Source organism: Tistrella bauzanensis (genome assembly GCF_014636235.1).
Taxonomy (GTDB): Bacteria; Pseudomonadota; Alphaproteobacteria; order Tistrellales; family Tistrellaceae; genus Tistrella; species Tistrella bauzanensis.
In genome coordinates, this window is sequence record NZ_BMDZ01000197.1 from 1 (window position 1) to 895 (window position 895).

Consider the following 895-nt stretch of genomic DNA (forward strand, 5'->3'; position numbering starts at 1 on the left):
AAGCGAACCAGACATTCCATGACCCTCCGAATCATGGTCACCCATTGATTCAGAACTTTAGGAAATACGCAACTGTAATGCTAATGCACGTTATGCGTTGGTCGCCGAGATTCCGGATGGCGGGAAGGTGAAGCGGGCGGCCGGTCACTTGATCCCCGCCCGCATGAACGACTGGACGAAGGCCCTCTGAAAGATCAGGAAAGCGATCAGCAAGGGAGCTGCCGACAGCAGGGTGGCGGCGGTGATGATCGACCAGTCGATGCCCTGATCGGTCGAGGCGAAGACCGCGAGACCCACCGTCAGCGGCCGGGTCTCCACCGACTGCGTCACCACGAGCGGCCACAGGAAATTGTTCCAGTGGTGGCTGATCGACACCAGGCTATAGGCGACATAGACCGGTCTGGCGAGCGGCACATAGACCCGCCACATCAGCCCCCACAACCCGCAGCCTTCCAGGCGGGCGGCATCGTCGAGTTCCTTAGGGATGCCCAGGAAGGTCTGACGCATCAGGAAAATGCCGAAGGCCGAGGCGATATAGGGCAGGCCGACGCCGGTGATGGTATCGACCAGCCCCAGCCCTTCGAGCGTGCGGTAATTCTGCACGATCAGCACATCGGGCATGATGGTCAACTGGATCAGGACCAGGATGAACAGCAGGTTGCGGCCGGGAAAATGCAGCCGCGCGAAGGCAAAGGCGGCCAGGGTTCCGATGACCAACTGCCCGGCCAGAATACCGGTGACCAGCATCACCGTGTTCAGCATATAGCGCGGGAAGGGCGCCGCCTCCCAGGCGGCGCGGAAATTGTCGAGTGTCAGGAGGCTGTCGCGCAATGAGCGCGGCGGGCTGGTTTAGAGCGTCACCGTCGCCTGGGACGGCGTGAGGCGGCCCGTCCTC

1 pseudogene is annotated in these 895 nt (G+C 61.9%); it reads right to left on the bottom strand.

Annotated features, from left to right (window positions below):
* Positions 1–144: 144 nt before the first annotated feature.
* A pseudogene (locus IEW15_RS25555) lies at positions 145–816 on the bottom strand (carbohydrate ABC transporter permease); the annotation flags it as partial.
* Positions 817–895 lie beyond the last annotated feature (79 nt).